The organism is Venatoribacter cucullus (assembly GCF_016132445.1).
Lineage (GTDB): Bacteria > Pseudomonadota > Gammaproteobacteria > Pseudomonadales > Oceanobacteraceae > Venatoribacter > Venatoribacter cucullus.
Window position 1 is genome coordinate 2,324,902 of sequence record NZ_CP046056.1, and the last position, 25,641, is coordinate 2,350,542.

The following is a 25,641-nucleotide window of genomic DNA, read 5'->3' on the forward strand; positions in this document are numbered from 1 at the left end:
AACGTGGCGGAGAGAGAGGGATTCGAACCCTCGATAGGGTATTAACCTATACACCCTTAGCAGGGGTGCGCCTTCAGCCACTCGGCCATCTCTCCAGTTCACGGCGCGCATGATACCACGTTCAGACAAAATTCAAAGGGAAAATTTTAACGAAATTAAGGTCTTAGTAGTTACCCGGAGTTTCGTCGCCATCTTTCTCACGCTGAATGCGCTGATAAATCTCTTCCCGGTGCACCGCCACTTCTTTGGGGGCATTTACACCAATACGAACCTGGTTACCTTTTACGCCCAGTACGGTTACGGTCACTTCGTCACCGACCATCAGGGTTTCGCCAACGCGACGGGTCAAAATAAGCATAGGAGTTCTCCTGAAGTTCCTGTTCTGTCTAGGGGTGCTGTGTGGCCTTACGGCCGATTCCCATTTCCCAACCTCAGTATTGACCACTTTTGGCGGCCATGATTGAGAATCCTGAGAACTTTTAGTTATTAAAGAACACCCAATCATTGAGTGTTCTTTAACAACGTCCGGACTGCTGGTTTAACCGGTTACGGTTTCTGCATCCAGGCCAAAGGCTGTGTGCAGAGCGCGAACCGCCAGTTCCAGATACTTTTCCGCGATAACCACAGAGATTTTGATCTCAGAGGTGGTGATCGCCAGAATATTAATGTTTTCGTCCGCCAGTACCTTGAACATTTTACTGGCGACACCCGCGTGTGAACGCATGCCCACACCCACCATAGACACTTTGCAGATGTCATCGGTGCCGCTGACTTCACGGGCATTCAGTTCATTGGACACGTTGTTCAGGATGGTCAGGGCTTTTTTGTAATCGCCACGGTTCACGGTAAAGGTGAAATCGGTGGTGCCATCGTCGGATACGTTCTGGACGATCATATCCACTTCTACATTGGCATCACTCACCGGGCCAAGAATACGCGAGGCCACACCCGGAATATCCGGTACGCCTTTAACGGTGATTTTTGCTTCGTCGCGATTGAACGCGATACCTGAAATTACTGGATTTTCCACGGAGCCCATCTCCTCCATTGTGATCAATGTGCCGTTACCTTCCTTCAGCGAGGAAAGTACACGCAGCGGTACTTTGTACTTACCGGCAAATTCTACTGAACGGATCTGCAACACTTTTGAACCCAGGCTGGCCATTTCCAGCATTTCTTCAAAGGTTACCTGTTCCATGCGGCGGGCTGCCGGAACCACACGCGGATCGGTGGTATACACACCATCCACGTCGGTATAAATCTGGCATTCATCCGCTTTCAGGGCTGCCGCCAGCGCCACGCCGGTGGTATCAGAACCGCCACGGCCCAGCGTCGTAATGTTGTTGTCACTGTCGATGCCCTGGAAACCGGCCACAATCACAATGCCACCGGCGTCCAGCACTTTGCGCATGCCGTCGGTTTCAATGTCTTCGATGCGGGCCTTCATAAAGGCGCTGTCGGTTTTAATGCCAACCTGCCAGCCGGTAAAAGAACGGGCCATAATGCCACGCTTCTGCAGCGCCATTGCCAGCAGTGCAATGGTGACCTGCTCGCCGGTCGAAACCAGCACGTCCATTTCACGCGGGTCGGGGGACTCGGTAATGCCTTTTGCCAGAGCGATCAGACGATTGGTTTCACCGCTCATTGCCGACACTGCCACCACCAGCTGGTGACCAGCATCGTGGAAAGATTTCAGCTTGTCAGCAACAGCTTCGATACGTTCGATGGAACCAACGGAAGTGCCGCCGTATTTCTGTACGTATAACGCCATGATGTGTCTTACTGGGGTTGACTGAAGAAAGGGCGCTCATTAAACAACAAATGCCCGGTACTGGAAAGCAGACAGAGCCTGCAACGGCCGGGGAAATTCAGGATGCACTGTTGCTGTGCATCCTGATATCCGCCCGCCTGATTTTTTACGCGGACAATGCAGCTTCAGCCCAACGGCTGAAGGCCGCCAGTGCATCGTCAATACCGGCGGCGTTCTGACCGCCAGCCTGGGCCATTTCCGGCTTACCGCCGCCACGGCCATCCACGTATGGCGCGCATTCTTTTACCGCATCGCCGGCTTTGGCTTTGCCGATCAGGTCTTTGGTGACACCAGCCAGCAACGTCACTTTACCGTCGGCGTCGGAGGCCAGCATGATCAGCGCCGAACCCAGCTTGTTTTTCAGCTGATCCAGCGTAGTGCGCAGCGCATCCACATCGGCACCGTCCAGACGGGCGGCCAGCACGTTCACACCGTGAATGTCTTTAGCGTTAGCTGCCAGGTCGGAACCGGCGCTGGACGCCAGTTTGGATTTCAGCGCATCCAGCTCTTTTTCCAGCTGACGGCTGCGGGCAATCAGCTGCTCGACTTTGTCGCCGACGTTATCAGCGCTGCCTTTCAGAGCACGGGCAATGCTGTTCAGCGTGGCTTCTTCACGGGCAATGTAATCCAGCGCCGCCTGACCTACGACGGCTTCAATACGACGGATACCCGCCGCGATGCCGCTTTCGGAACTGATTTTCAGCAGACCGATATCGCCAGTGCGTTTGGCGTGGGTACCGCCGCACAGCTCAACGGAGAAGTTGTCCACACCCATGGAGAGTACGCGCACTTCGTCGTCGTATTTTTCACCAAACAGTGCCATGGCGCCGGATTCACGGGCGTCGTCGATGTTCATCAGACGGGTGGTCACTTCGGTATTAGCGCGGATCTGGCTGTTCACAATGGTTTCAATCTGCGCGATTTCTTCCGGCTTCACGCCTTCCAGATGCGAGAAGTCAAAACGCAGTTTGTCGTACGTCACCAGCGAGCCTTTCTGGCTCACGTGCTCGCCCAGCACTTTGCGCAGCGCGGCGTGCAGCAGGTGGGTCGCCGAGTGGTGAATGGCTGTAGACTGACGTTTTTCAGCATCGACGCTGGCGGTCAGCTGGTCGCCAACTTTCACACTGCCTTCCACCAGCACGCCTTTGTGCAGATGGTTTTTACCTTCTTTGCTGGTGTCCTTCACCTGGAACACCACGCCATTGGCTTTCAGGAAACCGGTATCGCCGGCCTGACCACCGCTTTCGGCGTAGAAGGCGGTTTCGTCCAGCACCAGAATGGCTTCGTCGCCAGCATTTAGCTGCTCAACGGCAACGCCGTCTTTAAACAGAGCTTTCACCGCGCCGGTGTTTTCCAACTGGGTATAACCGAGGAATTCAGTGCTGCCATCGATCTCCAGACCTTTGCCGTAATTGCCGGCAAAGTTGCCAGCGGCACGGGCCATTTCCCGTTGTTTGTCCATGGCGGCGTTAAAGCCGTCTTCGTCAACTTTCAGGTCGCGTTCACGGGCCACGTCGGCAGTGAGGTCAAACGGGAAACCGTAGGTGTCGTAGAGTTTGAAGGCGGTTTCACCGGGAATGGTGTCGCCTTTCAGACCGGCAATGGCTTCATTCAGAATGCCCATGCCTTTATCCAGGGTTTTGGCGAACTGCTCTTCTTCCAGACGCAGCACTTTCTGCACGTGCGCAGTCAGCGTCACCAGCTCCGGGTAAGCATCCCCCATCTGTTCGGCCAGCGCCGGTACCAGTTTATGGAAGAAGCCCAGCGGCGCGCCCAGCATGTGACCGTGGCGAATGGCGCGACGGATGATACGGCGCAGCACGTAGCCGCGACCTTCGTTAGAGGGCAGCACGCCGTCCACAATTAAGAAGCTGGTGGAACGGATATGGTCAGCGATTACGCGCAGCGATTTGTTTTCGCTGTCTTTGCAGCCGGTCAGTTCACCAGCGGCTTTCAGCAACGCCTGGAACAGGTCGATTTCGTAGTTGCTGTGCACGCCCTGCATAATGGCCGAGATACGCTCGAGGCCCATGCCGGTGTCTACCGAGGGCTTCGGCAGTGGAATCATGTCGCCGTTTTCTTTGCGCTCGAACTGCATGAACACGTTGTTCCAGATCTCGATAAACCGGTCGCCGTCTTCTTCCGGTGATCCCGGTGGGCCGCCCCAGATGTGTTCGCCGTGATCGTAGAAAATTTCGGTACAGGGACCGCACGGGCCAGTATCGCCCATGGCCCAGAAGTTATCGGAGGCGTAACGGGCGCCTTTGTTGTCACCGATACGAACGATCTTATCGGCCGGCACGCCCACCTGTTTGTTCCAGATGTCGTAGGCTTCGTCGTCTTCGGCGTACACCGTTACCATCAGCTTTTCAGTCGGCAGGTTCAGCCACTGCGGTGAGGTCAGAAATTCCCAGGCAAACTTAATGGCGTCTTCTTTGAAGTAATCACCAAAGCTGAAGTTACCCAGCATTTCAAAGAAGGTGTGGTGGCGCGCGGTATAACCGACGTTTTCCAGATCGTTGTGCTTACCACCGGCGCGCACACAGCGCTGCGACGACGTCGCGCGGGTGTAGCTGCGCTGGTCTTTGCCGAGGAAGCAGTCTTTAAACTGCACCATGCCGGCATTGGTAAACAGCAGCGTCGGATCGTTGCCGGGAATCAGCGGGCTGGATGGCACCACTTCGTGGCCTTTGGAGGCGAAATAATCAAGGAATGCCTTGCGAATGTCAGAGCTTTTCATACGGCTGCGGGTATCCGGAAGCGGTTGAAGTTCAGAAAGGCCCGAGTATAGCGGTTTGCAACGGTGCCGCCGAGACCCTGCGCCGTTCTTTCGCCATGCTTTATCGGCCTGATAAGTAAATTCACTTGACCTTTGGACTAAAAAATAACTATATAAGCATATTCTAATTTAGAGAAAGGTAATGTTTATGAACGTTGATCGCTTAGTCTTTGCTTTTGCTGGCCTGATGATTCTGGTTTCCCTGGGCTTGTCTCAGGTACACAGCGTTTACTGGCTGTGGTTCACCGCTTTTATCGGCCTGAATATGTTCCAGGCCGCCTTTACCGGCTTCTGCCCGCTGGCCAAAATCCTGAAGGCTGTGGGCATCAAACCCGGTAATGCCTTTAATTAATACCCCAGCCATGCGGCCTTACCTAATCCGGGGTAAGGCCACATGATGGCGGGATCCAACCCCCAAACCCTCTTCGCTCTGCCGCTATAATCCCGCCGCCTCCTGATATCTGAGGCCCGCTACCGGAGGGGTTATGCGTTTTCTTATTTTCTGCACCGCTTTTTTTCTGTCAGCCTTCAGCCATGCCAGTGACTGGCAGGACTACCCGCCTGTTCTGCCGTCATTTGATTATGCCGGCGAGCGCCTGCAACAACACTGGCCGCAACTGAATCTGGGTACCGCTCAGCCCTGGCCGGATACCGATTTTTTCTACAGCATGCTGCAGCAATTTCCGCAATTACGCGAATACAGCCTGAATCTGGCCCGCCAGCCCGGCGCCCACCCGGCCCTGCAAGCCTTATTGCAGGATGATCTGCAGCCTCTGGCCGCAGCCACTCAACAAGTCTGGCGGCTGCATTATCAGGGCCAGTTTCAGCAAGCCTATGAGCTGGGTATGCAGCTTGGTCCGGCCGGTGCTGTGCCGGCCCTGTACGCCAAACTGATGCACGCTGCTCTGCTGACCAATGACCCTGAGCGTAAATTAACCCTGTTCCGCGAAGCGGCGGCAGAATCGGAACGTCTGCTGCCACTGGCCCCCGACTACGCCTTTGCAGAATTCGGCCTGCACTATGCCCGGGCGCGGATTCTGGAATTACTGGACACCGGCGCCGCCAGCAGCAGTGGTTTTCTGGGCTCAACTAAAAATGCCCTGCAGGAACTGAGCGAACGCTACCCGGAGCAGGCGCTGTATCCGGCCGGCCTCGGTGGCGTACAGGCCGGTATCGTTGAACGGGTGGGCTCGTTTGTTGGCCGCCTCACCTACGGCGCCACCGAAAGCCGCGCCATAGCCGCCTTTGAACAGGCCCTGTTGTTACAACCCGGGCTGCCGGTTATTTATCAGGAATTCAGCACGGCACTGGCCCGTCTGAATGCCAGCAAGTACCATCAGCGCATACAGGAGCTGCTGCAGCGCTGTGTTGAGCTGCCGGTCTACAGTGCCGAAGAAGCCCTCAATCAGGCCCGTTGCGCAGCCCGGCTTCAATAACCGTTACGGTACTGCTTAATGATTAATCCCTGGGTTCTGGCCGCCATGGTTCCCGCCATGGTGGTTTTAATGTTGCAACTGGCCATCGGGCCTTTTGGCCACATTAAATTTATTCACTGGCATTTGCGCTGGAAGCAACTGCCGGCAGCCATCCGCCAGCCCTTAATCACGTTGGCCATCCTGATGTTGCTGGCTGGCGGCACCCATTTACTGGGGTTCTGGCAGATGCCGGAGTAACCCCGCAACCCCGATGGTTACCGCCAATAATAATAACGAGGCGCCATGAACATTCTGACCATTCACAACCAGGACATTGCCCTGCAGGTACGCGAGGCCGGCCCCGCCGACGGTGAGCTGATGATTCTGCTGCACGGCTTTCCCGAATGCTGGAACACCTGGCGCCACCAGATTGAACCGCTGGCCGCCGCGGGTTTCCGGGTCTGCGTACCGGATATGCGCGGTTACGGCGAATCGTCCAAGCCGGATGATTACCGCCGTTATCACCTGAACGAACTGATCACCGACATTGAAGCCCTGCGCCAGCATTACGGCCGTGAGCGCTTTCATCTGGCCGGCCACGACTGGGGCGCAGCGGTGGCCTGGTGGTATGCCCTGCACCATGAACAACATCTGGCCAGCCTCAGTATTCTGAACGTGCCGCACCCCTTTACCTTTCTCAGCAAACTGAAAAGCAGCCCGCTGCAGATGCTGAAAAGCTGGTACATCTTTTATTTTCAGCTGCCCTGGCTGCCGGAATGGGGCATGCGCCTGTTTAACTACGGTTTCCTGCGGCTGGTGCTGAAAGCCAGCTCCACTGCTGGTGCTTACAACGAAGAAGATTTCCATAATTTACGGCACAGCTGGCAACAACCCGGCTGCCTGACGGCCATGGTGAATTATTACCGCGCCATGCTGCGCCACATTCAGTTGCCAGCACAGGATGGCCGGCTGCAGGTACCGACGCAGATTTTATGGGGCGAGCGGGATTTAGCCTTAAGCCTGCAATCGGCCCACGACAGTGCGGCGTTTCTGGCGCACGGCGAATTAATTACCTACCCCGATGCCACCCACTGGCTGGCGCACGACAAACCGGAAGAAGTCAGCCAGCGGCTGATCGGCCACTGCCGCGCCAATCCGCTTGCAGCCCCGTTACAAACCACTAAATCCCTCTGAATTTCAGGGGCATAACAATACCCCAGCTACTTCCGTATAATGCCGGCAATTTATTTTCCAACGGAGCAGCTATGCATCGCATCGTAATTGTCGGCGGTGGCGCAGGCGGGCTCGAACTCGCTACCCGCCTGGGCCGTAAACTGGGCCGCCGCGGTAAAGCGCAGATCGAACTGATTGACGCCAACACCACTCACCTGTGGAAACCCCTGCTGCATGAAGTCGCCACCGGTGCGCTGGATTCCGGCATCGACGAACTGAACTATCTGGCCCACGGCCGCCGCCACGGTTTTCATTTTCAGCTGGGACGAATGCGCCACCTCGACCGCGAGCAGAAAGAAGTGGTACTGGCCGCCATTAAAGACGAACAAGGCGACGTACTGGTGCCGGAACGGCGTATCGGTTACGACACCCTGGTGATTGCCATCGGCAGCATTACCAACGATTTCGGTACGCCCGGGGCGCAGGAACATTGCTTCTTTCTCGATAACCGCCGCCAGGCCGAACGCTTTCACCAGACCTTATTGCGTGAATTTCTGCGCGCCAACGCCGGCAGCGCAGAACCCGCCGGGCTGGATATCGGCATTGTCGGTGCCGGTGCTACCGGCGTGGAATTATCGGCCGAGCTGTACAACACCGCCGAAGTGCTGGTGAGCTATGGTGAAGAAAAACTGAATCCCGGCAATCTGCGCGTGCATCTTATCGAGGCTGGCGAGCGCATTCTGCCGGCTCTGCCACCGCGCTTATCCGCTTCGGCCAAGCGTGAACTGGAAAATCTGGGCGTAACTGTTCATACCCAGACCCTGGTGACCGAAGTATCGGAACAGGGTTTTCACACCAAAGACGGCCAGATCATTCCGGCGCGGATGCGGGTATGGGCAGCCGGGGTACGGGCGCAGGGGTTTTTAACCAATCTGGGCCTGGAAACCAACCGCGCCAACCAACTGGTGGTTAACGCCAGCCTGCAAACGGCTGATCCGTCCATTTTTGCTATGGGAGATTGTGCCTGTGTGCTGCAGGACGGCAAACCCGTACCGCCACGCGCTCAGGCCGCGCACCAGCAAGCCAGCCATTTGTATCTGGCCTTGCAGGCACAGCTGAAACAACAACCTCTGCCCACCTTCACTTACCGTGATAAAGGCTCGCTGGTTTCGCTCAGCCGTTACAGTACGGTCGGCAGTCTGATGGGGAATCTGACCAAAGGCTCGATGATGATTGAAGGCCGGCTGGCGCGCATTGTGTATGTATCGCTATACCGGCTGCATCAGATTGCCCTGCACGGTTACTGGCATACGCTGCTGCTGAGTCTGGTTGGGCACATCAATAAAGTGATCCGGCCACGACTGAAACTGCATTAATAACCGGGTTTTTCGCGGGAAAAATCAGTCCCAGCCGGGGCTGATTTCATCGTCAGACAGAGAACCATGCGGATCGCCAGCGGCGGCCAGCTGTTCCAGTGCATAACGGATATGGTCGGCATTAAAACCGCGCTGGGCCAGATGCCGGTAAATACGGGCTTTTTGTTTGATATCGCTAAGGTCGGCGCCGGAGAATTTGCGCAGCGCCAGTTGCGCGGCCCGTTCCTGCCAATCGGTATCCAGGGCGGCTACCGCAGTGCGGGCATCGGCAATGCCTTTCTGCTGTAATTCCTGCGTCAATCGCAGCGGGCCATAACGGTCGCTGCGGCTGTGCAGAAAAGCATCGGTAAAACGTTCATCCGATTGCCAGCGCCGTTCGGCCATATCGTCCAGCACGGCGGTTAAATCATCGGCACTGGCCGCTTTGGGCTGCAGCTTACGCTGCAGTTCCAGGCGGGAATAATCGCGCCGTGACAGCAGGTCAATAACGGCCTGCCGCAGTCCGGCGCGATCCAGCGGCTCAGGCTTCGGCTTCTTCATCCACCACGCTTTCGATATCGCCACCCTTCACCTGCACGGTCAGCAACTGGGCACGGATCTGGTCTTCAATTTCTTTGGCCAGCTCTTTGTGCTCTTCCAGGTACTGCGCCGCATTGGCTTTGCCCTGACCGATCTTGTCACCCTTGTAGCTGTACCAGGCACCGGATTTATCGACCAGATTGCACTTAACCCCCAGGTCGATGACTTCGCCCATGTGGTAAATGCCCTGACCGTACATAATCTGGAATTCGGCCTGTTTAAACGGCGGCGACACTTTGTTTTTAACCACTTTGACGCGGGTTTCGTTACCCACCACTTCATCACCCTGCTTCACCGAGCCGGTACGACGGATATCCAGACGCACCGAGGCGTAGAATTTCAGGGCGTTACCACCGGTGGTGGTTTCCGGGCTGCCGAACATCACGCCGATTTTCATGCGGATCTGGTTAATAAAGATCACCAGACAGTTGGCGTTTTTCACGTTACCGGTCAGTTTACGCAGCGCCTGTGACATTAAGCGGGCCTGCAGACCAACGTGGCTGTCGCCCATTTCGCCTTCAATTTCGGCTTTCGGTACCAGTGCCGCTACGGAGTCGACCACAATCACGTCCACTGCACCGGAGCGCACCAGGCTGTCACAGATTTCCAGCGCCTGCTCACCGGTATCCGGCTGCGACACCAGCAAGGTATCCAGATCGACACCCAGCTTTTCGGCATACAGCGGATCCAGCGCGTGTTCGGCGTCGATAATGGCAACGGTTTTGCCCATTTTCTGCGCCTGCGCCATGGCCGACAGACACAGGGTGGTTTTACCGGAGCTTTCCGGACCGTAGATTTCCACGATACGGCCCATCGGCAGGCCACCAATACCAAGGGCGATATCCAGCCCCAGAGAGCCGGTAGAAATGGCGGGAATGGCTTCGCGCGGTTGTTCGCCCATTTTCATAATGGCGCCTTTACCGAACTGACGTTCGATCTGGCTCAGGGCTGCGTCGAGGGCTTTCTGTTTGTTTGCGTCCATCGCTCTGTCCTTCAGGTAATCAGCAGGGAACTGCGCTGTGGTTTTCAGTATCCAGTGCGGCAACAACAAAGCACTGTAAATTTAACCAGTATTTAAGCACAGCTTATTTCTGCCGCCAACCCTTCTTTTGCCTGATTTTTCTAACAAGCCAGAAACCGGCACAACCCCTGAATGCCATGCACCACCGCCAAAGCCCGTACCTGCTGGCGGTTGCCGGGAAAATGACAGCATTCCACCAGCTGGTGGTCGGCGTTGCCCCAGGCAAACCACACCGTCCCCACGGGTTTTTCTGGCGAACCACCGCCGGGGCCGGCAATACCGCTGACCGCCACCGCCACATCCCCCAGGCTGTTATTCACCGCCCCGATCACCATAGCGCGCACGGTTTCCTCACTCACGGCACCATGCTGCTCAATAATGCCCGGCGGCACATTCAGGTAACGGATTTTGGCTTCGTTGGAGTAGGTCACAAAGCCGCATTCAAACCAGCCGGAGCTGCCGGCCACATCGGTTAAAGCACTGGCAATACCACCGCCGGTACAGGATTCCGCCGTTACCACGCGCAGCCCACGGCTTTGCAGAATATCGGCCAGCGCTTCAATTAATGGCTGTAATTCCGGTGTCATTTCAGTATCCCCACAGAATGCCCTACAATCCGCCCTCACTTTATCACGCCCATTCCCAGCCGGTCAGGATCGTTACCCATGAGTCAGGACAACAGCCAACACACGCCGATGATGCAGCAGTATCTGAAAATTAAGGCCGAGTTCGCCGATACGCTGTTGTTTTATCGCATGGGCGATTTTTACGAGCTGTTTTATAACGATGCCAAGCGTGCCGCCCAGCTGCTCGATATTACCTTAACCGCCCGCGGTCAGAGCGGTGGCGCCCCCATTCCGATGGCGGGCATTCCTTATCATTCCGCCGATAACTACATTGCCAAACTGGTGCGCGCCGGGGTATCGGTCGCCATTGCCGAACAGATCGGCGACCCGGCCACCAGCAAAGGGCCGGTGGAACGTAAAGTGGTGCGGGTGATTACCCCAGGCACGCTCACCGATGAAGCCTTTCTGGACGAACGCAGCGATAACCTGCTGGTGGCGCTGTGCTCACAGCAGCAGCGTCATGGCCTGGCGGTACTGGAGCTGAGCTCCGGACGTTTTTCGGTACTGGAAGTGGATGGCGAAGAAGCCCTGCTGGCGGAAATCGAACGCCTGCGTCCTGCCGAACTGTTGCTGAACGAAGATCAGCTGCTGCCCGCCAATCTGAACGAACGACAGGGCGCGCGCACCCTGGCTCCCTGGCATTTTGAAAGCGATACCGCCCTGCGCCTATTAACCACCCAACTGAAAACCCGCGATCTGCGCGGTTTTGGTTGTGAACAAATGAGTGTGGCCATCCGCGCGGCCGGCGCGTTGCTGCATTACGCCCAGGACACTCAGCGCAACAGCCTGCCGCATATCCGCTCGCTGCAGGTGGAACAACCCGACGACGCCATCATTATTGACCCGGCCAGCCGCCGCAATCTGGAAATCGACATCAACCAGAAAGGCGATACCCAGCACACGCTGGCGTGGATTATGGATAAAACCGCCACCGCCATGGGCAGCCGTCTGCTGAAGCGCTGGCTGAACCGGCCGCTGCGCGACCACAACCTGCTGCGCCAGCGCCAGGGCTTAATTGCCCAGTTGCAGGAACAATACGCCACCGAGGAACTGCACAGCAGTCTGAAACAGGTGGGCGATGTTGAACGGATTTTATCCCGCGTGGCACTGGGCTCGGCCCGGCCGCGCGATCTGGCCCGCCTGCGCGATGCCCTCAGCGTGGTGCCGGCGATCCGCAGCCAGCTGCAACGCCTCGACAGCACGCTGGCCAGCAACCTGCTGGAACGGGCGGTGGAGTTTCCCCACTGGGTGGAGCGGTTAAGCCAGGCCATTATTGATAACCCGCCGGTCGTCATCCGCGATGGCGGTGTGATTGCCGAAGGCTACGATGCCGAGCTGGACGAACTGCGTGGCTTAAGCGAAAACGCCGGCGATTATCTGGTGAAACTGGAAGAACAGGAAAAAGCCCGCACCGGTTTAAGCACCTTAAAAGTGGGCTACAACCGCGTGCATGGCTATTACATTGAAATCTCCAAAGCTCAGGCTGACCACGCGCCGGTGGAATACATCCGCCGCCAGACCTTAAAAAATGCCGAACGCTTTATTACCCCGGAACTGAAAACCTTTGAAGACAAAGCCTTAAGCGCCCGCAGCCGCGCCCTAACCCGGGAAAAAATGCTCTACGACGACATCGTACAGGCACTGGCTGACGAGCTGGTCGAGCTGCAGGTCTGTGCGGCGGCACTGGCCGAGCTGGACGTACTCAGCAACCTGGCAGAACGCGCCGACACCTTGCGCTTTGTGCAGCCGCAATTAACCGATGACGCCGTGCTCGACATTGAACAGGGCCGCCATCCGGTGGTGGAAAACCTGATCACCGACCCCTTCGTGGCCAACGACACCCGGCTCGACGGCCGAACCAATATGCAGATCATCACCGGCCCCAACATGGGCGGTAAATCCACCTATATGCGGCAGGTCGCACTGATTGTGCTGCTGGCGCACATCGGCAGCTATGTGCCGGCGCAGCGCTGTGAGCTGGGCCCGATCGACCGTATTTTTACCCGTATGGGTTCCTCCGATGACGTCGCCGGCGGCCGCTCCACCTTTATGGTGGAAATGACCGAAACCGCCAACATTCTGCACAACGCCACCGCCCAAAGCCTGGTATTAATGGACGAAGTGGGCCGCGGCACCAGCACCTTCGATGGCCTGTCACTGGCCTGGGCCAGTGCCGCCCATCTGGCGCAGAGCATTAACGCCTTCACCCTGTTCGCCACCCATTATTTTGAAATGACCGCGCTGCCGGAGCAGTTCAGCAATGTGGTGAACGTACATCTGAAAGCCACCGAACACGACGAGCGCATTATTTTCCTGCACGCGGTCGAGCAAGGCCCGGCCAGTCAGAGCTATGGCCTGCAGGTGGCGCAACTGGCCGGCGTGCCAGCCAAGGTCATTCAGGCCGCCAAAACCCAGCTGCAGCAACTGGAACAGGGCAATCATCAGCCATTGTCTGGCGCCCGCCCGGGCAGCAGCGCCGCCTCTGCTGCGGTGGCCGGCACATCCGGCTCAGGCTCGAAATCCGCCCAGCCGGCCCCGCAACCGCTGCAGAATGATCTGTTTGCCACCCAGCCATCGGCGCTGGAAGAACGACTGGCAGAGGTAAACCCCGATGACCTTAGCCCGCGTCAGGCGCTGGAATTGTTGTACGAACTGAAGCAACTGCAGTAACAATGCCACTTCGGTTCTAAGCACATAACCTTTCTTTCTGAGGGTTCGCCTTGCCCCCGGCCCGGCGCGCCCCTAGAATGCTGGGTTTTTACAACACCCGGAGGCGGCTTGCCGCCTGCCAGGAACCGGGGACCTGTACCGTTGACCAGCGATTTTAAGAGAGGCTCAGATGACGTTCGTCGTGACTGATAACTGCGTTAAATGTAAGTACACCGACTGCGTAGAAGTTTGCCCGGTTGATTGTTTCTATGAAGGCCCGAACTTTCTGGTGATTCACCCGGACGAGTGCATTGACTGCGCCCTGTGTGAACCGGAATGCCCGGCGGGAGCCATTTTTTCAGAAGACGAAGTCCCGTCCGGTCAGGAAGAATATATTGAACTGAACGCGGAACTGGCGGAAGTGTGGCCGAACATCACCGAGAAAAAAGAAGCTCTGGCGGATGCCGAAGAGTGGGACGGTGTGGAAGGCAAGCTGAAGTATCTGGAACGCTGAAGCCGGCAACCGGACACAGAGCATAAAAAAAGCTGCCAGTGGCAGCTTTTTTTATGGACGCATGGCTCAGCCGCAACAACCGTTCAGGACAGATCACCAAACAACGTGGCGGCATTCAGGCCCTGCTTTTCCATAATTTCGCGCAGGCGCTTCAGTGCTTCGACCTGAATCTGGCGCACCCGCTCGCGGGTTAAACCAATTTCCCGGCCCACATCTTCCAGAGTGCTGGTTTCATAACCACGCAGACCAAAGCGGCGTGATAAAACTTCGCGCTGTTTTTCCGGTAACTCTTCAATCCAGCGGGCCAGATTGTCCTGAATATCCTGATTCTGCAGTTCTACCCGCGGGTCATTAATGCGTTCATCCGCGATGGTATCCAGCAAGGATTTATCCGATGACGGGCCAATGGGGGTGTCGATGGAAGTCACCCGCTCGTTCAGTTTCAGCATGCGCTTTACATCTTCGACCGGCTTTTCCAGCAAAGCAGCAATTTCTTCGGCGCTGGGCTCGTGATCCAGCTTCTGGGTCAGCTCGCGGGCTGCACGCAGATAGACGTTCAGTTCCTTTACCACATGAATGGGCAACCGGATGGTGCGGGTCTGATTCATAATGGCCCGTTCAATGGTCTGACGGATCCACCAGGTGGCGTAGGTAGAAAAGCGGAAGCCGCGTTCCGGGTCGAATTTTTCCACCGCCCGGATCAGGCCGAGGTTGCCCTCTTCGATCAGATCCAGCAACGACAAACCACGGTTGAGGTAACGGCGGGAGATTTTTACCACCAGGCGCAGGTTACTTTCGATCATGCGCCGGCGCCCCATTTCATCGCCCTTACGGGCCAGGCGGGCGTAATGCACTTCTTCTTCCGCCGACAGCAACGGCGAAAAACCGATTTCATTCAGATACAGCTGTGTGGCATCCATGGTTTTCCAGGACGTGTCCACTGCAAAGCGTTCCGGTACTTCTTCGGCTGCTGCAGATTTCTCTGTTTCGGCCTCATCTTCATCGATCAGAGCCAGAGCATCCACATCATCAAAAACGTCTTCTTCACGAATATCGCGTTGCTGTACAGCCATGATCATTTCCGCCTGTTTCTGCTTGTCTGGCCTGAAAAACTGCTGTTCAGGCTGACAACTGATTATTTTTTATCCGCTCTGTCCGGACTTGCCGGGCAAATACCGGAGCGGATCAACCGGTTTACCGTTCTGCCGGATTTCAAAGTGCAGCATCACTTTATCGGTACCGGTAGAACCTATTTCGGCAATCTTCTGGCCCGCTTTAACAACTTCCTGCTCGCTGACCAGAATACGGCTGGCATGGGCATAGGCGCTCAGGTAGGTATCGTTGTGTTTTATGATCACCAGATTGCCGTAACCACGCAGCCCCTGACCGGCATACACCACGGTTCCGGCCGCCGCTGCCAAAACAGATTCTCCCAAAGCCCCCCCTATATCAATCCCCTTATTGACCGGTGTTTTGGTTGAAAAACGACCAGTCAAACGCCCGTTTGCCGGCCATTGCCAGCTTAATTCGGCACTGCTCTGAGGTTCCGCCGGGGGCGTATAAGTGGCGGCCGGCGGCGCTGGCAGCGTGGTCCGGGCGACGGCAGCAGGGCTGTCGGGTTTACTGGCCGGAGCAGGCTTGCTGACAGCAACGGCACGGGAGCGACCTGACACGTCAATTTTCTGACCCGGATAAATGGTATAGGGGCTATAAATAGAGTTAGCGCTCGCCAACTCCCGATAGTCGATTCCATAGCGCCAGGCAATCGAGTAAAGGGTTTCCCCACGCTCCACCTGATGGAAACCCGTCGCCGATTTCTCATTGCTGAACTTTCTTTCAACTGAGATGAATTCTCGTCCCGACAAGCAGCCTGACAAAAATGTAATTAATGTGACTAATGTGACAACTGCAAGGTGCTTCATTCTTGTCCACCAGTGGTTATTTTTTGACACCCGCGGCCAGCAGGTTTTTTCGTGTCCGGTGTACGCCGTTCATTAAGAACCAAAGACGCTATAAAAATATTTCTTATGAAAAAACAATCTTAAAAAGATGCACTTTTTCTGATTATTCGTCTGACTGCCTGTTTTTTACGACATTTCCCGCGAAAAAAACCTATCCGCTTTGCGTATTTGCGGAATTCGACAAGACTTCAGCTCTGGCCGGCGCCCGCTGCATGGTTCTGCGTTACGGCCGCCACCGCCCCGATCCTCTCAGCGTGCAAATCGTTTTGCCAGCCACTCCAGCGCCAGTACCAGACCAGCCCCCGCCAGCATCAGCACCAACGCCTGCAGCGTTTCCGCACTCCAGTGCGGCAGAATATTGACCTGCACCAGCGGCACCAGATCACCGCGACTGTCGATGCGGGTCGTCAGGGTCTCTTTCCATGGCCACACCTTAACCAGCGACCCCACCATAAAGCCGGTCAGCAATGCCAGCATGGCCTGATAGTAGTGGTGCAGCAACCAGCTGAGCAGACGGGTAAAACTGAGCAGGCCCAGCAGCGCACCGGCCGCAAATAAGCCCAGCACGCTGAACTCCAGCCCTTTTACGGCGCTGATAACCGGGGCGTACATGCCCATTAGCAGCAGCATAAAGCTGCCGGAAATACCCGGCAGAATCATGGCACAGATAGCGATGCTGCCGGCCAGAATCAGAGTCACCGGGTTCAGAGGCAGTTCCGTTGGTGTGGCCGAACTGATCAGGGCTGCCGTAACGGCACCCGCAGCCAGAAACAGCAGAACAGCGGCCGACCAGCGCTGAATTTCGCGCCCCATATGCCAGCAGGCAGCAATAATAAGGCCAAAAAAGAACGCCCACACCAGCACCGGGTGATTGACCAGCAGGTAATGGATACCACGCGCCAACGTCACAATGGCCAGCAAAATGCCGCTGCCGAGGGTTAATAAAAAGGTGCCGTTAATCGCCTGCCAGAAGGCCCGCGGCCCCTGCCGGAACAGAGTACGTACGGCGTTCAGGTTAACGCTTTTAATAGAATCCAGCAGTTCGGTATAAATGCCGGTAATAAACGCGATGGTGCCGCCGGAAACACCGGGCACTACGTCGGCAGCGCCCATCGCCAGACCTTTCAGAAATAACCAGAGGTATTGCATGCGTTGTCTTAAATCCTTAGCTGAAGTTTCAGCGCTGCACACCGGGCAGAAAGGGCACAAACCGTACGCTTTCCAGGGTTTTACGGCTGAAGTTGTCGCCCTGGCGGGTTATGAGTACCAGTTTTTGCTCCTGGCTGCCCACCGGCATAATTAAACGGCCGCCATCGGCCAGTTGTTGTAGCAGTGAATCCGGTACCGCATCGGGTGCCGCGGCAGCCAGAATACCGTCATAGAGGCCATATTCGGGCCAGCCCCAGGTGCCATCGGAGAGTTTCAGCCGCACATTACGGTAATTCAGCTGTTGCAGGCGCTGGCGTGCTTTCAGATGCAGCGGCTCAATCCGCTCCACACTGTACAGCGTACCCACCAGCGGGCTTAACACCGCGGTCTGATAACCCGAGCCGGTGCCGATTTCCAGCACCCGCGCTAACGGGCCAGCTTCCAGCAGCACTTCCGTCATGCGCGCCACCGTTAAGGGCTGGCTGATGGTCTGGCCATGGCCGATCGGCAGGGCGGTATCTTCATAGGCCCGGTGTGCCAGTGCTTCATCGACAAACAGGTGGCGCGGGGTCTGGGCGATTACATCCAGCACCGCCTGACTGCGGATACCGCTGTCACGCAGGCGTTGCACCAGCCGGTTGCGGGTGCGCTGCGAGGTCATGCCGATGCCGGTCAATAACTGGTCATTCACAGGGCGGTGTCCGGAAAGACTTCCTGCAGCATCGGCAAGGCGCTGTGACGGGTCATATCCATCTGAATCGGAGTAATGGAAACCCGACCCTGCTCGATGGCGTGAAAATCCGTGCCGGGGCCAGCGTCGGCCACCTCGCCGGCGGCAGAAATCCAGTAGCATTCTTTGCCGCGCGGATTAATCGTCTGGACCGGATTATCGGAACGCTGGCGATGACCAAGACGGGTCACTTCAATGCCGGTCAGATCCGCATAAGGACGATCAGGAACATTGATATTAATCACGGAGTTTGGCGGCAGCTGCAGACAGTTCAGTTGCGGCAGGATGTCCAGCAACACCTGAGCCGCGGTATCAAAATGGCGGCGGCCGCAGAGCGAGACCGCAATGGGGGTTTTATCCAGAAACCGGCCTTCGGTGGCGGCCGCGACGGTGCCGGAATACAGCACATCGTCGCCCAGATTGGCGCCCGAATTGATGCCGGCAATGACCCGTTCGCACTGATCTTTAAAGAAGGTATTAATTCCCAGATGCACACAGTCGGTGGGCGTACCGTTAATGCTGATAAAGCCATTGTCCATAGACAGCGGATGCAATGGCCGGTCCAGCGTTAAGGAATTACTGGCGCCGCTGCGGTCACGGTCGGGGGCCACCACCATGACGCGGTGGCCGGCCTGAGTTAACGCCTGCGCTAAAGTGCGCAACCCGGGTGCGTGTACACCATCATCATTCGACAGCATCAGATTCATGCGTACCAAGCCGCTCGGGCTCCTCGGTTTTTGTTATTTCACGGAGTACAGAGGTCGCATAATAACCGGCAGGCAGGGAAAAGGTGAGCATTAAATCGACACTTTCCGGGTTGTCCTGACCTTGCTGCCATTGCCAGCGCAGTTGCTCCGGCACAGCACTCAGCGCCCGCCTCTCCTGTTTCAGACCGGCGTGCTCCAGCCCGTCGCACAGCAGTGGCAACTGCCCGGCGACGGCTGTTTCCAGCGCCAGTACCTCATCGGTGCTGCTCAGACGGCCACGCCCCCACAGCGGCCCGGTCGGCAGGCCTTGTTCATCACGGACTTCACCGGCCAGGGTTTGGCCCCACAGCCCCTGCCGGATGCGCTCAGCCAGAACGTTGTTAAACAGCAGTGACCGCACGGCCGACAGATAAATGCTTTTCTTGCCCGGGTTACGTACACGAATTTCACCCGCCAGCATGGCGCGGCCGGCTTCGATATTGCCGCCGTCATGGCCGAAACGCTGCTCACCAAAATAGTTCGGTACGCCGAGGGTTTTAATCTGTGCCAGATTGGCTTCCACCGCCGCTTTATCGCCCTCAAACCGACGCAACAACAGGGTAAAACGGTTGCCCAGCAGGTCGCCGCGGCGCAGTTTTTTGCTGTGCCGGCTCTGGCTGAGCACGGTCATTTCAGCGTCGTTCAGCACACTGAAATCCGGCTCCTGCACCCGCGGCAGATAAATGCTGAACCACTGCCGGGTAATGGCATGGCGGTCTTTCAGACCGGCGTAGCCGACATCCATTTCCTTTACTCCGGCCAGCGCGGCCAGCTTCTTGGCAATCCAGGCGGTATTGGCGCCGTTCTTTTCAATATGCAGCCAGACGTGCTCGCCCTCACCGCAGGGCAGAGCCTGCGGGATTTCTTCGACCCGGAAATCCTCGTTGTGCTGCTTCAGCAGGGCGTGGGCGCCGGTGGCCGGATAGGCCTGCGGCCAGTCAGGCAAGGCGCTGCCGGCTGACGGATTGGAAATGGGTGCCGGGTTGATGCTGGTTTCGGAGTTCATAAATGCTCTGCGGTTAATAGCAGCACCACCGCTTCCACGGCGATGCCTTCTTTGCGGCCGGTAAAGCCGAGCTTTTCAGTGGTGGTGGCTTTGACGTTAATATCGTCCAGCCGTACCTGCAGATCCGCGGCGATGTACTCGCGCATGGTCTGAATGTGCGGGGCCATTTTCGGCGCCTGGGCAATGATGGTGATATCGGCGTTACCGACCCGGTAGCCCTTGTCGTGAATCAGGCTAACCACATGGCGCAGCAATACCCGGCTGTCGGCACCGGCATAAGCGGCATCGGTATCGGGAAAGTGCTGACCGATATCACCCAGCGCCGCCGCACCCAGCAGGGCATCGGCCAGCGCATGCAGGGCTACGTCGCCGTCGGAGTGGGCGACCAGGCCGCGCTCATAAGGGATCTGCACGCCGCCGATGGTAATAAAACTGCCTTCGCCGAAGGCGTGGACATCAAAGCCATGACCGATGCGCATACTGGGGCTCCGCTCTGTTCAGGATTGAGTTAAAAACAACGACGCCAGCGCCAGATCTTCCGGCCGCGTCACTTTGATATTATCGGCCCGGCCTTCCACCAGCTGTGGTGTCAGGCCCAGCTGCTCCAGCGCCGAAGCTTCATCCGTAACCGTCAGCCCCTGCGCCAGACAGGTCTGCAGCGCCTGCCGCAACTGGGCGAAACGGAACACCTGTGGGGTTAAGGCATGCCAGAGCTGTTCGCGCTCAACGGTGTGGTCAATCACCACCTGCCCGTTATCAACCCGGCCGCGTTTCATGGTATCGCGTACCGGGGAGGCCAGAATGGCACCCGGGTCAGCAAGATTGCCGAGTAATTTATCGAGGTCGCTGTGGCGCAAACAGGGCCGCGCCACATCGTGTACCACCACCCAGTCGTCGGCGGCCGCCAGCCCGTCCAGCGCCACCAGTCCGTTCAGTACCGAATGACAGCGCTCACTGCCGCCGTCGGCGCGGATAATACGGGCATCACCGGCATAGTCGCTGGACGGCCAATAGGGATCCGCGGGGGATAACACCAGCACCAACTGCGCAAAACGGGGATAACTGAGCATCACCTGCAGGGTGTGGTCGATCAGCAAACGGCCCTGCAGCGGCAGATATTGCTTGGGACGGTCGGCCTGCATGCGACTGCCGACGCCGGCCGCCGGCAGAATAGGCCAGAAGCGCGGACTGCTCATGGGCGCTCCGGCGGATCAACAAATAAAATAAAGCTTTCACCGTCGCGCACCAGCCCCAGTTCTTCGCGGGCTTTTTCTTCCAGCAGCGAGGTGCCATCGCGCAGGTCCTGCACCTCGGTAAATAAACCGTCGTTTTCGGCCTGCTGCACGGCGTTATCCTGTTGCAACTGCTGGATACGGCGCTCAAGGGCATTATTGGCCACCACCCCGCTGGCGCCGAACCACAGCCGGTATTGCAGCAGCACGAACAGCAGCAGCGGAAACAGCCACCAGAAGGATCGTAAGGGTTGCAGCAGGCGGGTGAACATAATCCTTGCTCTTATTATTCCGGTGATACGAACAAAAAACGGGCCTAAGCCCGTTTTTGATAGCCGTAATGCTTACTGGCCTTTGATCTCAGAACGACCTTTGTACGGGGCTTTGGCACCCAGCTGTTCTTCGATACGCAGCAGACGGTTGTACTTGGACACACGGTCGGAGCGGCACAGAGAACCGGTCTTGATCTGACCCGCGGCAGTACCCACCGCCAGGTCGGCGATGGTGCTGTCTTCGGTTTCACCGGAACGGTGAGAAATAACCGCGGTGTAGCCGGCGTCTTTGGCCATTTTGATGGCGTCCAGCGTTTCGGACAGCGAGCCGATCTGGTTGAACTTGATCAGAATGGAGTTACCGATGCCTTTCTCGATACCTTCTTTCAGGATCTTGGTGTTGGTTACGAACAGGTCGTCGCCCACCAGCTGAACTTTGGCACCCAGTTTTTCAGTCTGGTATTTCCAGCCGGCCCAGTCAGATTCGTCCTGACCATCTTCGATGGACACAATCGGGTACTGCGCACAAAGCTCAGCCAGATAATCGGAGAACTGCTCGGCAGTGAAAACCTTGCCTTCGCCTTTCAGATCGTACTTGCCGTCTTTGTAGAATTCAGACGACGCACAATCCAGCGCCAGGGTCACATTGCTGCCCAGCTCGTAACCGGCCGCAGCCACGGCTTCTTTAATAGCCGCCAGCGCATCAGCGTTAGACGCCAGGTTCGGTGCAAAACCACCTTCGTCACCGACGGCGGTGTTCAGGCCTTTGCTGCTTAATACTTTTTTCAGCGCATGGAAAATTTCAGCGCCACAACGCAGGGCTTCAGCAAAAGTAGGCGCGCCCACCGGCTGCACCATAAATTCCTGAATATCGACGTTGTTATCCGCGTGCTCACCGCCGTTGATGATGTTCATCATCGGTACCGGCATGGAGTACACGCCCGGGGTGCCGTTGATATCAGCGATGTGTTGGTACAGTTCCACGCCTTTGGCAGCCGCAGCGGCTTTGGCAGCGGCCAGCGACACGGCCAGAATGGCGTTAGCGCCCAGCTTGGATTTGTTCTCGGTGCCGTCCAGCGCCAGCATGGCGTCGTCCAGCGCGCGCTGGTTGGTGGCATCCATACCCAGCAGAGCGTTTTTAATGTCGCCGTTCACGTTCGCAACGGCTTTCAGTACGCCTTTGCCCAGGTAACGGGATTTATCGCCGTCACGCAGTTCCAGAGCTTCACGGGTACCGGTAGACGCGCCACTCGGAGCACAGGCAGTACCAAAAAAACCGCCTTCCAGAGTAACGTCCGCTTCAATGGTCGGGTTGCCGCGTGAGTCCAGCACTTCGCGTGCTTTGATATCAATAATCTTCGCCATGCTTGTCTCCACAATCAGAGGCTTTTTATTAAATAGTTAACTTAACGGGATTCTTTATGCGCGAACGCAGCACCGATAAAGGCCTGGAACAAACCATGCCCATCACGCGGTGTGGAGGTAAATTCCGGGTGGAACTGACAGCCCACAAACCATGGGTGATCCGGTACTTCCACCACTTCCACCAGCTCGCCGTCGACGGAACGACCGGCAATGCGCAGACCGGCTTTTTCCAGTTCCGGTACCAGCGAGGAGTTCACTTCGTAACGGTGACGGTGGCGCTCGACAATCAGTTCTTTGCCATAGGCTTGAGCGGTGGTGGAACCCGGCAACAGCACACATTCCTGACCACCCAGACGCATGGTGCCGCCGAGGTCAGATTGTTCACTGCGGGTTTCCACTTTGCCGGAAGCGTCCTGCCATTCGGTAATTAAGCCCACCACCGGGTGCTGGGTGTCCTGGGTAAATTCGGTCGATTGCGCATCGGCCCAGCCCACCACGTTACGGGCGTACTCGATTACGGCCACCTGCATACCCAGGCAGATGCCCAGGTACGGGATTTTGTTCTCACGGGCGTACTGCACGGTGCGGATTTTGCCTTCCACGCCACGGTTACCGAAACCACCCGGTACCAGAATAGCGTCGACATCGGCCAGCATATCAGTGCCTTTACGCTCAATGTCTTCGGCATCGATATAACGCACATTCACCTTGGCGCGGTGCTTGATACCGGCATGGTCAATGGCTTCGATCAGTGACTTGTAGGCGTCCAGCAGATCCATGTACTTACCGACCATGGCGATGGTGACGGATTTTTCCGGGTTCAGCTTGGCGTCGGCCACCGCATCCCACTCGGACAGGTCGGCCGGGCCACAGGCCAGATCAAACTTCTCAACAATCAGATCGTCCAGGCCGTAGTCGTGCAGCATGCGCGGAATTTTGTAGATGGTGTCGGCGTCTTCCAGCGGGATAACGGCGCGCTCTTCCACATTAGTGAACAGAGCGATTTTCTTCAGCGACGACGCATCAATTTTGTGGTCAGAACGGCAGATCAGCACGTCCGGCTGCAAACCGATGGTGCGCATTTCTTTAACCGAGTGCTGCGTCGGCTTGGTTTTGGTTTCACCGGCGGTGGCAATGTACGGCACCAGCGTCAGGTGCAGCGACAGCGCCCGACGTGAACCCAGCTCTACTTTCAGCTGACGTACGGCTTCCAGGAACGGCTGCGATTCGATATCGCCCACGGTGCCACCGATTTCCACCAGTGCCACATCGGAACCTTCCGCACCTTCCAGCACCCGGCGTTTGATTTCGTCGGTGATGTGCGGAATCACCTGCACGGTACCGCCCAGATAATCGCCACGGCGCTCTTTGGCCAGCACGTCGGTGTAAATACGACCGGTGGTGAAGTTATTGCGGCGCGACATGGTGGTGCGGATAAAGCGCTCGTAGTGGCCGAGATCGAGGTCGGTTTCAGCGCCGTCGTTGGTGACGAACACCTCACCGTGCTGGAACGGGCTCATGGTACCCGGATCGACGTTAATGTAGGGGTCCAGCTTGAGCATGGTGACCTTCAGGCCACGGGCTTCAAGAATGGCCGCCAGCGAGGCCGAGGCGATGCCTTTTCCCAAAGAAGAAACAACACCACCTGTAACGAAGATAAATCGGGTCATAAAGGGTCCGCAATACGAGAAATGATTACAATACGGAAGGCGATTAACCTTCGCTTAAGATGGGAGGGCAGAATACCAGAAGAGGTACGCAGGGTAAATTCAAAAGGCCTGACATGCGGCGCGATTCAGCGCTGACAATTTCCACACGAATAATAAGCATCCGGCACCCGGCGAACTCTTTTGGCCGGGCCCGGTCTACACTGGCTGTCTGAATTCACCCCTTGTTCTGATTCTGCGGAAATTTTATGCGATTACTCCGGGCCCTGTTGTTGCCCAGCCTGTTCCCCACCCTGTTGTTGTCGTTACCGGCTCAGGCCACCGAAGTCAGCCATGAAGAAGACTTACCACCGGCGGTGCCGGTAACCGCCACGGCGGATACCGCGGCAGCTGAACCGGCGCCGGATACGGCCGCACCGGCAGCCGTCACCGTGCCGGCGCCCCTGGCAGAGGTATCGCCCACTCCGGCCGCATTCAGTCTGCTCGGCAGCGAGATTGCTGCAGGCCAGTTCCGCACCCTGTTCTGGAGCCCGGGCCAGTCATTCGCCAGCATTGATACCCCGGTGCCGGTGCTGGTCGCGCGCGGCCAGAAGCCCGGCCCGGTGTTATGCCTGACTGCGGCCCTGCATGGCGATGAGCTGAACGGCATTGAGATGGTGCGGCGACTGATGTACCAGCTGAATCCGCGCAGCATGAATGGCACCGTCATCGGCGTACCCATTGTTAATCTGGACGGCTTCCGCCGCGGCAGCCGCTATCTGGCCGACCGCCGCGATCTGAACCGTTATTTCCCCGGCAACCCGCGCGGCAGCGCCGCCGACCGCATTGCCCACTCGCTGTTTCAGCAGGTGATTACCCCGCACTGCCAGTTTCTGGTCGACCTGCACACCGGCTCACTGAAACGTACCAACCTGCCGCAGATCCGCGGCGACCTCAGCCATGAGCCGGTGTTTGATTTCAGCCGTCATTTCGGTGGCATTACCGTTCTGCACGGCGGCGGCGCCAAAGGCACACTGCGCCGCGCCGCAGTGGATGCCGGCATCCCCACGGTGACGCTGGAAGCCGGTGGCCCCAATGAACTGATCGAAAGCGCGGTGGATGGCGGCGTCAAAGCGCTGGAAACCCTGCTGCAGAATCTGAATATTCAGCCCACCATGCGTTTCTGGGGCGCGCCACAACCGGTGTTTTACCATTCCGACTGGGTGCGCGCCGACCAGGGCGGCATTCTGATGTCGGCCGTTACACTGGGGGCAACGGTCAAAGAAGGCGAAATTCTTGGCCGCGTGGTGGACCCGGTCAGCAACACCGGCAGCGACATTGTGGCGCCCTTCGCCGGCCGGGTGATCGGCATGGCGGCGAATCAGGTGGTGCAGACCGGCTTTGCCGCCTACCACATTGGCGTCCAGAAAGCGGCCGAGGAAGTGCAGCAAGACGCCAGAAATGTGCCCGTTACCGATAGCGCACCGGCTCCGACGCTGGCGCCGGCGGACGAAGAAGCCGCGCCGGCAGCCGGTGAATGCGACGAAAACTGTTAACCCGCCACCGTCTATGCGCTGAGATTGTCCACGCTG

Annotated in this window: 25 protein-coding genes and 1 tRNA gene; 8 read left to right on the plus strand and 18 right to left on the minus strand. The window is 57.3% G+C overall.

What is annotated here, in order from left to right; genetic code table 11:
* Positions 1–4: 4 nt before the first annotated feature.
* From GJQ55_RS11020 to alaS, 4 genes are all read right to left on the minus strand, one after another.
* Positions 5–95, minus strand: a tRNA-Ser gene (locus GJQ55_RS11020).
* 68 nt (positions 96–163) lie between these two features.
* Positions 164–358, minus strand: a complete 195-nt coding sequence (gene csrA / locus GJQ55_RS11025) for a carbon storage regulator CsrA (protein ID WP_228345016.1) — start codon at positions 356–358, stop codon at positions 164–166.
* 180 nt (positions 359–538) lie between these two features.
* Positions 539–1,771 carry an aspartate kinase gene (locus tag GJQ55_RS11030; RefSeq protein WP_228345017.1) on the minus strand — a complete coding sequence of 411 codons (1,233 nt, stop codon included), beginning with the start codon at positions 1,769–1,771 and terminating at the stop codon, positions 539–541.
* A 145-nt stretch (positions 1,772–1,916) separates the two neighbouring features.
* Positions 1,917–4,550, minus strand: a complete 2,634-nt coding sequence (alaS, locus tag GJQ55_RS11035) for an alanine--tRNA ligase (RefSeq protein ID WP_228345018.1) — start codon at positions 4,548–4,550, stop codon at positions 1,917–1,919.
* A gap of 187 nt (positions 4,551–4,737) precedes the next feature.
* Between alaS and GJQ55_RS11040 the strand changes: the two genes are divergently transcribed.
* From GJQ55_RS11040 to GJQ55_RS11060, 5 genes are all read left to right on the plus strand, one after another.
* The gene (locus GJQ55_RS11040; RefSeq protein ID WP_228345019.1) at positions 4,738–4,941 is read left to right on the plus strand and encodes a YgaP family membrane protein; all 204 of its coding nucleotides are present in this window, start codon (positions 4,738–4,740) and stop codon (positions 4,939–4,941) included.
* Between the two features lie 133 nt (positions 4,942–5,074).
* Positions 5,075–6,025: a tetratricopeptide repeat protein gene (locus GJQ55_RS11045; protein ID WP_228345020.1), complete on the plus strand. Its 951-nt coding sequence runs from the start codon at positions 5,075–5,077 to the stop codon at positions 6,023–6,025.
* A gap of 18 nt (positions 6,026–6,043) precedes the next feature.
* Positions 6,044–6,262 (plus strand): hypothetical protein, encoded by a 219-nt coding sequence (locus tag GJQ55_RS11050; RefSeq protein ID WP_228345021.1) that lies wholly within the window; start codon positions 6,044–6,046, stop codon positions 6,260–6,262.
* A gap of 45 nt (positions 6,263–6,307) precedes the next feature.
* Positions 6,308–7,198: an alpha/beta fold hydrolase gene (locus tag GJQ55_RS11055; RefSeq protein ID WP_228345022.1), complete on the plus strand. Its 891-nt coding sequence runs from the start codon at positions 6,308–6,310 to the stop codon at positions 7,196–7,198.
* Positions 7,199–7,269: 71 nt separating this feature from the next.
* On the plus strand, positions 7,270–8,553 hold the full coding sequence (locus GJQ55_RS11060) for an NAD(P)/FAD-dependent oxidoreductase (protein ID WP_228345023.1): 1,284 nt from the start codon (positions 7,270–7,272) through the stop codon (positions 8,551–8,553).
* Between the two features lie 24 nt (positions 8,554–8,577).
* Here GJQ55_RS11060 and GJQ55_RS11065 read toward each other — a convergent pair whose 3' ends face one another.
* From GJQ55_RS11065 to GJQ55_RS11075, 3 genes are all read right to left on the minus strand, one after another.
* The gene (locus GJQ55_RS11065) at positions 8,578–9,093 is read right to left on the minus strand and encodes a regulatory protein RecX (protein ID WP_228345024.1); all 516 of its coding nucleotides are present in this window, start codon (positions 9,091–9,093) and stop codon (positions 8,578–8,580) included.
* Positions 9,074–10,114, minus strand: a complete 1,041-nt coding sequence (gene recA, locus GJQ55_RS11070) for a recombinase RecA (RefSeq protein ID WP_228345025.1) — start codon at positions 10,112–10,114, stop codon at positions 9,074–9,076. The genes GJQ55_RS11065 and recA overlap by 20 nt, the downstream gene beginning before the upstream one ends.
* A gap of 140 nt (positions 10,115–10,254) precedes the next feature.
* Positions 10,255–10,740, minus strand: a complete 486-nt coding sequence (locus GJQ55_RS11075; RefSeq protein ID WP_228345026.1) for a CinA family protein — start codon at positions 10,738–10,740, stop codon at positions 10,255–10,257.
* A 78-nt stretch (positions 10,741–10,818) separates the two neighbouring features.
* Here GJQ55_RS11075 and mutS point away from each other — a divergent pair, with 78 nt between their 5' ends.
* Positions 10,819–13,449, plus strand: a complete 2,631-nt coding sequence (gene mutS / locus GJQ55_RS11080) for a DNA mismatch repair protein MutS (protein ID WP_228345027.1) — start codon at positions 10,819–10,821, stop codon at positions 13,447–13,449.
* Positions 13,450–13,618: 169 nt separating this feature from the next.
* Positions 13,619–13,942 (plus strand): ferredoxin FdxA, encoded by a 324-nt coding sequence (gene fdxA / locus GJQ55_RS11085; protein WP_228345028.1) that lies wholly within the window; start codon positions 13,619–13,621, stop codon positions 13,940–13,942.
* Positions 13,943–14,025: 83 nt separating this feature from the next.
* On the opposite strand, the gene rpoS is transcribed toward fdxA, so the two are convergent.
* The 11 genes from rpoS to GJQ55_RS11140 form a co-directional block, all read right to left on the minus strand.
* Positions 14,026–15,015 (minus strand): RNA polymerase sigma factor RpoS, encoded by a 990-nt coding sequence (gene rpoS / locus GJQ55_RS11090; RefSeq protein WP_228345029.1) that lies wholly within the window; start codon positions 15,013–15,015, stop codon positions 14,026–14,028.
* Between the two features lie 69 nt (positions 15,016–15,084).
* Positions 15,085–15,864: a peptidoglycan DD-metalloendopeptidase family protein gene (locus tag GJQ55_RS11095; RefSeq protein ID WP_228345030.1), complete on the minus strand. Its 780-nt coding sequence runs from the start codon at positions 15,862–15,864 to the stop codon at positions 15,085–15,087.
* 288 nt (positions 15,865–16,152) lie between these two features.
* Positions 16,153–17,052: a DUF368 domain-containing protein gene (locus GJQ55_RS11100; protein ID WP_228345031.1), complete on the minus strand. Its 900-nt coding sequence runs from the start codon at positions 17,050–17,052 to the stop codon at positions 16,153–16,155.
* A 28-nt stretch (positions 17,053–17,080) separates the two neighbouring features.
* On the minus strand, positions 17,081–17,713 hold the full coding sequence (locus GJQ55_RS11105; protein ID WP_228346788.1) for a protein-L-isoaspartate(D-aspartate) O-methyltransferase: 633 nt from the start codon (positions 17,711–17,713) through the stop codon (positions 17,081–17,083).
* A 26-nt stretch (positions 17,714–17,739) separates the two neighbouring features.
* On the minus strand, positions 17,740–18,489 hold the full coding sequence (gene surE, locus GJQ55_RS11110; RefSeq protein WP_228345032.1) for a 5'/3'-nucleotidase SurE: 750 nt from the start codon (positions 18,487–18,489) through the stop codon (positions 17,740–17,742).
* Complete coding sequence (gene truD, locus GJQ55_RS11115) at positions 18,467–19,534, minus strand: tRNA pseudouridine(13) synthase TruD (RefSeq protein ID WP_228345033.1); 1,068 nt, start codon at positions 19,532–19,534, stop codon at positions 18,467–18,469. The genes surE and truD overlap by 23 nt, the downstream gene beginning before the upstream one ends.
* Complete coding sequence (gene ispF, locus GJQ55_RS11120) at positions 19,531–20,013, minus strand: 2-C-methyl-D-erythritol 2,4-cyclodiphosphate synthase (protein ID WP_228345034.1); 483 nt, start codon at positions 20,011–20,013, stop codon at positions 19,531–19,533. The genes truD and ispF overlap by 4 nt, the downstream gene beginning before the upstream one ends.
* Positions 20,014–20,031: 18 nt before the next feature.
* On the minus strand, positions 20,032–20,730 hold the full coding sequence (gene ispD, locus GJQ55_RS11125; protein WP_228345035.1) for a 2-C-methyl-D-erythritol 4-phosphate cytidylyltransferase: 699 nt from the start codon (positions 20,728–20,730) through the stop codon (positions 20,032–20,034).
* Positions 20,727–21,038: an FtsB family cell division protein gene (locus GJQ55_RS11130; protein ID WP_228345036.1), complete on the minus strand. Its 312-nt coding sequence runs from the start codon at positions 21,036–21,038 to the stop codon at positions 20,727–20,729. Before GJQ55_RS11130 ends, ispD begins: the two co-directional genes overlap by 4 nt.
* A gap of 72 nt (positions 21,039–21,110) precedes the next feature.
* Positions 21,111–22,403 (minus strand): phosphopyruvate hydratase, encoded by a 1,293-nt coding sequence (gene eno / locus GJQ55_RS11135; protein ID WP_228345037.1) that lies wholly within the window; start codon positions 22,401–22,403, stop codon positions 21,111–21,113.
* A 41-nt stretch (positions 22,404–22,444) separates the two neighbouring features.
* Complete coding sequence (locus GJQ55_RS11140) at positions 22,445–24,073, minus strand: CTP synthase (RefSeq protein WP_228345038.1); 1,629 nt, start codon at positions 24,071–24,073, stop codon at positions 22,445–22,447.
* Between the two features lie 245 nt (positions 24,074–24,318).
* Between GJQ55_RS11140 and GJQ55_RS11145 the strand changes: the two genes are divergently transcribed.
* On the plus strand, positions 24,319–25,605 hold the full coding sequence (locus GJQ55_RS11145; RefSeq protein ID WP_228345039.1) for a succinylglutamate desuccinylase/aspartoacylase family protein: 1,287 nt from the start codon (positions 24,319–24,321) through the stop codon (positions 25,603–25,605).
* The last annotated feature ends 36 nt before the right edge of the window (positions 25,606–25,641 follow it).